Source organism: Thermodesulfovibrio sp., assembly GCF_049969575.1.
GTDB classification, from domain to species: Bacteria; Nitrospirota; Thermodesulfovibrionia; order Thermodesulfovibrionales; family Thermodesulfovibrionaceae; genus Thermodesulfovibrio; species Thermodesulfovibrio obliviosus.
In genome coordinates, this window is record NZ_JBMFOO010000008.1 from 1 (window position 1) to 8521 (window position 8521).

The window sequence follows — 8521 nt, forward strand, 5'->3', positions numbered from 1 at the left end:
TCTTTATGGCAATCTGTGCATTTTAATTTTTTATGGACAGAACTTAAAAGATCACCTTCCTTTACCTGAACTGACAGAGTTTCTCCATTTTTCATCTTCATAACAATACTGCTGCTGTGACATTTTAAACAATATTGATTTTCAGGGAGGGACTTGACAGTCTTAACTGGTTTTACTCCATGATAACCATGACATTCAATGCAGGAAGCTGTTTTAGTTAGAGCATAATGAGCAGGATTTTTCTGAAGTTCTTTGTCAGTATGGCATTTTGTGCAAATAGCGGTCATTTGTGTTCTGTATTCTGTTTTACTTTTATAGTTGTAAACAGGATGTTTTACTTTTGAAAAATCATCATGGCAGACCACACACTGAAATTTACCATGAACAGAGTTTTTAATCTCTTGTTCATTTACTTTAAGAGAAATCTTTTCTTTATTTGGCAGAGTCTTAGTCATATTAAACTGATGGCAGGTTAAACAGTAATCATTAAAAGATGCTTTATTTTTCCATTCTTTTATGGAGTTAATATAGTGAGAACCATGACATTCTGCACATAAAATCTCACCCTTTTTCACAACTTCTCCGTGCATTTTAGGTTTAGTTAAAGAATCCTGAGGATGACAGATAAGACAATTTTTTGAAAATTCCTTTGTATAAACTTTTTTATCTGCTATTTTCTTTGGTTTTGGATGATTCTTTAATGTAATATCTGGATGACAGGAGGAGCAATCCATAGCTCCATGAACAGATTTTTCAAATTTAGCACCATCAATATAAAGAGAAAGGGATTGCCCATTTTCTAATTGTTTCGATAGTGTTTTCATTCCATGACATCGCAAACAGGATTTTACATCATCAGAAACTGCATCTTTTACCGGAATAAAATAGGAAATCAAAAAACACAGAATAATAACACTCCCGATTAATATTCCTCTCATCCCTCACTCCTTGTTTTATAAAGTTTGAAACATTATACCACAGTAGAAAGAGAATATCAATATTTATAAAAAATTTTAGAATAAACGATAATTATTTTTTATAAAGAGGATCTTCGCAGGTATTTTTAAGGCAATGTTTTACAATTTCTTCAATCTGGGAGGCAATTTTTTCTGAAAACCCAATTAATGCCTTATTACCAATAAATGTAACAGGAACTCCTCTTGGAGTTATATTGTAAGCTTTTGACATTGTTTGGAGAAGGCCTATTGAACCCGGAAGGGAAATTTCATAATCTTTAACTTGAAGTAATGGATATTTTTTCTTTAAATCAGATAGAAACAATTTTTCTTTAGCACAATGTGGACATCCTTCAGCCCAGAAAAGATAAAGGATAACTGGTTTTTTTTCTTTACAATATGCAGATGAAGCAGATAAAAAAAGTAAAAGCACTGAAGCAAAAATAATAATTTTTTTTAAATATGTCATAGAAAAATATATCACAACTGTGATAAATTAATCAATTAGGAACTTGAATTGGAGGAAAAATGCTTAACAGAGTAAATGAAAAAGTGTGGAATTTCTTTGCTTCTGTTGACCTTGCAGTAGCTTTATTTATTATTATTTCAGTTGGAGCTGCAATTGGGACAGTTATTCCTCAAAGCATTGAGCCTGAGCCTGTTATTAAATTTTTCTCTAAATTCATGTCAATTTCATCTGCTCATAAAACTTACGAAATAATTAGCCTTTTTGACCTTAATAATGTTTATCACAGCTGGTGGTTTACCTTTTTACTATTTATGTTTGCTTTAAACCTGATTGTCTGTTCAATTGACAGACTACCTGCTCTTATAAAATCTTTTAAAGTGCAGCCCCAGCCTTATCCTGTACAGGTACTGGATAAAATGCCAATAAAAAAGACAATAAAAATAAAGGATGATAGAATACTGGAGAAAATTAAAGAACTCTTTAAGAATAAAGGATTTTCAACATATTTTTTTGAAACTCAGGAAGGATTTCAACTCCAGGCAAAAAAATGGACCAAAACAAGACTGGCAGTATACTTAACTCATTTAAGCATCCTGATAATTCTTGCCGGAGCTTTAATAGGAACTTTTTTTGGATTTAGAGGTTCTATGAACATAGTTGAAGGAACAGGACTAAACTTTGCAATTTCTGATGAAGGAAAGGCTATTCCACTTGGTTTTGAGGTGAGGTGCGATAAATTTGAAGTTGAATACTACGAAAACTCTGGTATACCAAAAGCTTATAAAAGCTATATCAGAATTATTGAAAATGGTAAACCTGTTAAGGAAAACACTGTTATAGAAGTAAACCATCCTTTTACCTACAATGGAATTACCTTTTATCAGGCAAGCTATGGATTTCAACCAACAGAACACGCTGAGTTTAGATTTACTTATTTTGATAAAACAGGAAAAGAACACAACATTAAAGCACATTTTGAAGAAAAATTTAGAATTCCTGAGACCTCAGTTACTGCCTCTGTTATAGATTTTTCTCCTGCCTTAGGAATAGACGAAGAAGGCAGGCTTTTTAATATGAGCTCTGAGATGATTAATCCTGCTGTACTTGTAAGTTTTGAAGAAAATGGTAAAAAAACACAACAATGGATACTTAAAAAAATTCCTGAGACATGGCAGACTCCTTATGGAAAATTAAAATTTAACGAACTATGGGGTGCCCAATTTACAGGGCTACAGGTAAGACGAGACCCTGGAGTTCCTCTTATATACATAGGCTCAATTTTAATGTGTGTCGGACTTTTTATCTGCCTTTTTTTAAGACCCGTTAATTACTTTGCAGTAGTAAAGAAAAATGAGATAACTTTTTATGCCCCTACATCAAAAGGAATGGTTGAAAAACAAATTGATGAAATTATAAACAAATTGGAAGGAGACGAAAGATGAGCTATCAAACAATCTCTATTGCAGGACTTTTTTATATTATTGCAATGCCCATTTATATTGTGTATTTACTCACAAAAAATAAAAAGGTAGGCTTTGCTGCAACGGGTATGCTTTCTACAGGTGCTCTCATTCACATTTATGGATTTATTCAGAGATTTAAAGAAATGTATGTGATAAATCACTCAATTATGAGAAGCATTCCAGTAACAAATCTATATGAAAGTCTGGTTTTTTTTGTTTTGTGTATGGTCTTAGGTTATCTTTTTATTGAGTGGAAGTATAAAAACAGAAGCTTTGGAGTTTTTGTTTCCATTGTTGCTGGAATTACTATTGGACTTACAGATGTGCTCGGAATCACTAAGGAAGTTCAGCCCCTTGTTCCTGCTTTGAAAAGTAACTGGCTGCTCGCACATGTTACATTAAGTTTTATTGCCTATGCTGCTTTTGGAATAAGCTTTATAACTGGTCTTCTTCATGTAATAATGGAAACAAAAAATAAAAAATCTTTTAAATACATTTTTTCAACTTCAATTTTAGGCTTCATGCTTTTTATGTTTTTATCAATAATATTTGATGTTGTCTCAGCATCAAATCCTAAATCAGTTAAAATCTTTCATTCAACTCTGGGAAATTCTTCAATTGTAATTTCTATTTTTAGCTGGATAGCATTAATAGCAATGATTTTTATTTTCTGGAAATTTAGCGACTTTTTGATAAAAATCCTTAAAAGTTTAAAAATTACTCCAGAATTTCTTGAAGATGTTACCTATAAAGGAATTGCCTTTGGTTTCCCTATATTTACCATTGGAGGCTTGGTTTTTGGTGCTATATGGGCTGATCAAGCATGGGGAAGATACTGGGGATGGGATCCTAAGGAAACATGGTCATTGATAACATGGTTTGTTTATGCCTTTTATCTTCATGCAAAATTTATAAGAGGATGGAAGGGAACAAAAATTTCAATGATAGCAGTAATTGGCTTTATTGTAACTATTTTTACCTATCTTGGAGTAAATTTATTCTTAAGTGGATTACACTCTTACGGAAGCATGTAATTCATGATTGTGCTTGGAATTGATACATCCTGTGACGATACATCAGTGGCAGTGTTAGAGGATAGAAAGATCTTAAGCAATGTTGTTTCTTCTCAAATTAAGTTTCACAGTAAATACGGAGGGATTGTGCCTGAAATAGCCTCACGTAAACACATTGAATGGATATGGGATGTTACAGAAAAAGCTATTAATGAAGCAAATCTAACCATGAAAGATATTGAATTAATTGCTGTCTGTCATGGTCCTGGGCTTATTGGCTCTCTTTTAGTTGGACTATGCTTTGCAAAAGCATTAAGCTATGCATCGAGAAAATCTCTGATTGGCGTAAATCATCTTGAAGGACACATTCAGGCGATTTTTCTTGAAAAACTTTATCCTGATTTCCCTTTTCTAACTCTTATTGTATCAGGAGGCCATACAAGCCTTTACAGAGTAGATGATTTTGGCAAATATAAAGAACTTGGAAGAACTCGTGATGATGCAGCAGGAGAAGCCTATGATAAGGTAGCAAAAATGCTTGGAGTTGGATATCCAGGTGGACCTGTAATTGATTCGATGGCAAATGAAGGTAATCCAGAAAAATTTAATCTTCCAAGACCCTATTTGCATGGAAGTCTGGATTTTAGCTTCAGTGGATTAAAAACTGCAGTTAAGCTTCTTTTAAAAAATCTTGGATATGAAGAAGGAAAAGTTCCCGATGATGTAAAAAAGGATATATCAGCTGCCTTTCAGTGCTGTGTTATTGATGTATTAATTGAAAAAATAAAATGGGCAGCATCTATGGAAAAATTAAAAAGGGTTGTTATAACAGGAGGAGTGGCTGCAAACAGTGAATTAAGAAAGAGAGCTAAAATGATTGAAGGATTAGAGATTTATCTTCCTTCAAAATCTCTTTGCACAGATAATGCTGCAATGATAGCTGTTGCAGGATACCATAGATTTCTTAGAGGTGAAAAATCTGATCTTTATCTTAATGCAAGAGCTTATTTACCATTATAAAAAGGAGGAAAAATAATGAAAATTATTCTTGCATATTCAGGAGGACTGGACACTTCAGTTGCTATTAAATGGTTAAAAGAAAAGTACAATGCTCAAGTGATTGCTTTTTGCGCTGACATCGGACAGGAAGAAAATTTTGATGAAATTGCTCAAAAAGCTCTAAAAACAGGTGCATCAAATGTTTACATTGAAGATTTAAAAGAAGAATTCGTAAAAGAATACATATTTCCTATGTTAAGAGCGAATGCAGTATATGAAACAGGTTATCTTATGGGAACATCTATTGCAAGACCTCTTATAGCAAAAAAACAGATTGAAATTGCAATAAAAGAAAAAGCCGAAGCAGTAGCTCATGGAGCTACAGGAAAAGGAAACGATCAAGTAAGATTTGAATTGACCTATTATGCTTTGAAGCCTGACATAAAAGTAATTGCACCATGGCGTGAATGGGAGTTTGACTCCCGTAGCTCACTCATTGAATATGCCCAACGACATAACATTCCTGTTCAGGCAACAAAGGAAAAGCCTTACAGTATTGATAGAAATCTTTTTCACATAAGCTATGAAGGAGGAATACTTGAAGACCCCTGGAGAGAACCGCCAGAAGATATGTATACAATGGTAATACCTCCTGAAAAGGCTCATGATAAACCAACTTATATTGAAATAGAATATGAAGAAGGCAATCCAGTTGCATTAAACGGAGAAAGACTGTCAGGTACAGAGCTATTTCAAAAACTCAACAAAATCGCTGGAGAAAATGGAATTGGCAGAATAGATATTGTGGAGAATCGCTATGTTGGTATAAAATCAAGGGGAGTTTATGAAACTCCTGCTGGAACAGTTTTACACATTGCTCACAAGGCAATTGAATCAATAACAATGGACAGAGAATTAATGCATCTAAGAGATAGTCTAATTCCAAGATATGCAGAGCTTATTTATTATGGATACTGGTTTTCACCTGAAAGAATGGCTTTGCAAAAATTGATTGATGAAATCCAAAAAAATGTTACAGGCACAGTGAGACTAAAGCTTTATAAAGGCAACTGCATTGTTGCTGGAAGAAAATCTCCCTACTCTCTTTATAACAAGGAATTGGCAACTTTTGAAAAAGACCAGGTCTACAACCAGAAAGATGCTGAAGGATTTATAAAAATCAATGCACTGAGACTAAGAATGTTAAAAAATGTTTAATGAAGAAACAAGATTCTGCCTTGCTTTAAATGAAATAAAAGATCTGGGTCCTGTTCTGGTAAAAAGGCTTTTTAAAAAATTTAACTCTGCAAAAAAGATTTTTAGTTCAAGTATTGAAGAACTTGCTGAGGTTGAAGGAATAGGTATAGAAAGAGCTAAAAGAATAAAAGAATTTAACAACTGGAATGAGATAGACAGAACAATGAAACTCTGCGAAAAAAGAGAAATAAAAATTTACCCATTTAATGCTGCCCAATATCCAGGGCTTTTAAAGGAAATCTATGACCCCCCTGTGGTTTTATTCTGCAAAGGAGAGATAAAACCTGAAGATCATCTTGGATTAGCAATCGTGGGTTCAAGAAATTTAAGCGAGTATGGCAGAAGAGTAACAGATCGATTAGCCTCTGAGCTTGCATCCTTTGGAATAACCATTGTAAGTGGACTTGCAAGAGGAATTGATTCAGTTGCTCACAGAGCAGCACTGTCTCAGGGTGGTAGAACCATTGCTGTTCTGGGAAGCGGAGTTTTATATATCTATCCATCGGAGAATAAAACACTGGCAGAGAAAATTATACAAAATGGTGCGATTTTGAGCGAATTTTATCCTGAAGAAGGACCGAAAAAGGAGAACTTTCCAAAAAGAAACAGAATAATAAGCGGAATATCCATTGGCACAGTTGTTACAGAAGCTGCAATAAACTCTGGTGCTTTGATAACTGCATCTTTAGCTCTGGAACAGGGAAGAGAAGTTTTTGCTGTTCCAGGAAATATTACATCAAAAAACTCCGAAGGCACAAATTACTTAATACAAAAAGGCGCAAAAGTTGTTACAAAAATTGAAGACATACTTGAAGAACTATCTCATTTTATTCCATTATTAAAAAAGAAGAGTGAAACTGAAACGGTTGCACTTGACGATGATGAAAAAACTGTATTTAATATACTGGAAGAACCTTTAACAGCAGACGAAGTTGTTTTAAAAACAGGCATAAAAATAACCAAGGTTCTTGAGATACTTCTTAAACTTGAAATAAAGAGATTAATCATTAAGGCAGAAGGAAAATTTATGAGGAGGATTTAGATGAAGCTTCTTGATTTTTTGAGAGTTCTTGCAAGACAATTAATTGACAATGATTATAATGAGGACACTTTAAAGGATCTGTCTCTTATGGACATTGATTTACATCAAATTAAAGAAGAGCTTAATTTTATTGAAGGAAGCGAACTTCTTGATCGTGAAGAAATTGATATGATTAGAGCTTTGCTTGCTTATTTATTAATGAAAGAAACAGACCTCCATGAAGATGATATATACAGCTTTATTTTCAGCAAAGGAAAACAGATAGTATGGAACTGAAAGGAAAAAATCTTATAATTGTTGAATCACCTGCAAAGGCAAAAACAATTAATAAAATTGTTGGAAAAGATTTTGAGGTAAAAGCATCTATTGGACACATTAAAGATCTTCCAGAGGACAGGCTTGGCATTGATATTGAAAGAGGATTTCAACCTGAATACATTATAATTCCTGGTAAAGAAAAGATTGTAAAAGAACTCAGAGAGTCTGCAAAAAAAGCTCAAAAAATTTTCATAGCTACAGACCCTGACAGAGAAGGAGAAGCCATAGCCTATCACATCCGAGAAGAAATAAAAATCCCTGAAGAAAAAGTTTATAGAGCCATATTTCATGAAATTACTCCGAATGCAGTAAAAACAGCAATTGAACATCCATCAAAAATAGATTTAAACAAGGTATATTCTCAACAGGCAAGAAGAATTCTTGACAGACTTGTGGGTTACAATCTAAGTCCAATGCTTTGGAAAAAAGTTAAAAAAGGACTGTCTGCTGGAAGAGTTCAATCCGTTGCTTTACGAATGGTTGTTGAGAGAGAAAAAGAGATTCTTAAATTTCAACCTGTGGATTACTGGACCATACATGGTAAATTTGACAATGGCGAAAAACAACTTAATGCAAATTTATATAAATATAAAGGCAAACTTGTTGTTGACAGAACAGATGAAAAAGCTAAATTTTTGATTACTACAGAAGAAGATGCCAAGAGAATTCTTCAGGAACTTAAGACATTAACCTATTCACTTACTAGGGTTGAAAAGAAAAGAAAAAAGAAAAATCCGCCTGAACCTTTCAGAACAGCAACGCTTCAGCAACAGGCTTCTACAATACTTGGTTTTTCTCCTAAGAAAACAATGATGCTTGCTCAACAGCTATATGAGGGAATTGATATAGAAGGAAGCAGAGTTGGACTTATTACATATATGAGAACTGACTCTGTAAGGGTTGCCGAGGAAGCACAAAAATGGGCAAAAAAAATTATTGAGGAAACCTTTGGTAAAGAATTTGTAGGCACAGATAAAGGCAAACAAATTAAGAAAAGAACAACT

General features: G+C 33.6%; 8 protein-coding genes and 1 pseudogene. 7 read left to right on the plus strand and 2 right to left on the minus strand.

What is annotated here, in order from left to right; genetic code table 11:
- Window positions 1-938 (minus strand): annotated as a pseudogene (locus ACP5O9_RS03150) (cytochrome c family protein); the annotation flags it as partial.
- A gap of 91 nt (window positions 939-1029) precedes the next feature.
- Window positions 1030-1425, minus strand: coding sequence for a TlpA family protein disulfide reductase (locus ACP5O9_RS03155; protein WP_424904547.1), 396 nt, complete (start codon window positions 1423-1425; stop codon window positions 1030-1032).
- Between the two features lie 59 nt (window positions 1426-1484).
- Between ACP5O9_RS03155 and resB the strand changes: the two genes are divergently transcribed.
- The 7 genes from resB to topA form a co-directional block, all read left to right on the plus strand.
- The gene (gene resB, locus ACP5O9_RS03160) at window positions 1485-2867 is read left to right on the plus strand and encodes a cytochrome c biogenesis protein ResB (RefSeq protein ID WP_428723416.1); all 1383 of its coding nucleotides are present in this window, start codon (window positions 1485-1487) and stop codon (window positions 2865-2867) included.
- Window positions 2864-3922 (plus strand): c-type cytochrome biogenesis protein CcsB, encoded by a 1059-nt coding sequence (gene ccsB, locus ACP5O9_RS03165; RefSeq protein ID WP_424904545.1) that lies wholly within the window; start codon window positions 2864-2866, stop codon window positions 3920-3922. Before resB ends, ccsB begins: the two co-directional genes overlap by 4 nt.
- Window positions 3923-3925: 3 nt before the next feature.
- The gene (tsaD, locus tag ACP5O9_RS03170; protein ID WP_428723417.1) at window positions 3926-4921 is read left to right on the plus strand and encodes a tRNA (adenosine(37)-N6)-threonylcarbamoyltransferase complex transferase subunit TsaD; all 996 of its coding nucleotides are present in this window, start codon (window positions 3926-3928) and stop codon (window positions 4919-4921) included.
- 15 nt (window positions 4922-4936) lie between these two features.
- A complete protein-coding gene (locus ACP5O9_RS03175) occupies window positions 4937-6118 on the plus strand; it encodes an argininosuccinate synthase (protein WP_353685327.1) in 1182 nt (393 codons plus the stop codon).
- On the plus strand, window positions 6111-7199 hold the full coding sequence (dprA, locus tag ACP5O9_RS03180) for a DNA-processing protein DprA (RefSeq protein WP_353685328.1): 1089 nt from the start codon (window positions 6111-6113) through the stop codon (window positions 7197-7199). The genes ACP5O9_RS03175 and dprA overlap by 8 nt, the downstream gene beginning before the upstream one ends.
- Window positions 7200-7475, plus strand: coding sequence for a hypothetical protein (locus ACP5O9_RS03185; protein WP_353685329.1), 276 nt, complete (start codon window positions 7200-7202; stop codon window positions 7473-7475).
- On the plus strand, window positions 7466-8521 hold a 1056-nt coding region (topA, locus tag ACP5O9_RS03190), incomplete at its 3' end, for a type I DNA topoisomerase (protein ID WP_428723418.1). The genes ACP5O9_RS03185 and topA, both read left to right, overlap by 10 nt.

What these genes read in the sequence shown, in the direction of transcription:
- ACP5O9_RS03155 (WP_424904547.1), bottom strand. Translation starts at nt 1,425, where the DNA reads ATGACATATTTAAAAAAAATTATTATTTTTGCTTCAGTGCTTTTACTT.
- resB (WP_428723416.1), top strand. Translation starts at nt 1,485, where the DNA reads ATGCTTAACAGAGTAAATGAAAAAGTGTGGAATTTCTTTGCTTCTGTT.
- ccsB (WP_424904545.1), top strand. Translation starts at nt 2,864, where the DNA reads ATGAGCTATCAAACAATCTCTATTGCAGGACTTTTTTATATTATTGCA.
- tsaD (WP_428723417.1), top strand. Translation starts at nt 3,926, where the DNA reads ATGATTGTGCTTGGAATTGATACATCCTGTGACGATACATCAGTGGCA.
- ACP5O9_RS03175 (WP_353685327.1), top strand. Translation starts at nt 4,937, where the DNA reads ATGAAAATTATTCTTGCATATTCAGGAGGACTGGACACTTCAGTTGCT.
- dprA (WP_353685328.1), top strand. Translation starts at nt 6,111, where the DNA reads ATGTTTAATGAAGAAACAAGATTCTGCCTTGCTTTAAATGAAATAAAA.
- ACP5O9_RS03185 (WP_353685329.1), top strand. Translation starts at nt 7,200, where the DNA reads ATGAAGCTTCTTGATTTTTTGAGAGTTCTTGCAAGACAATTAATTGAC.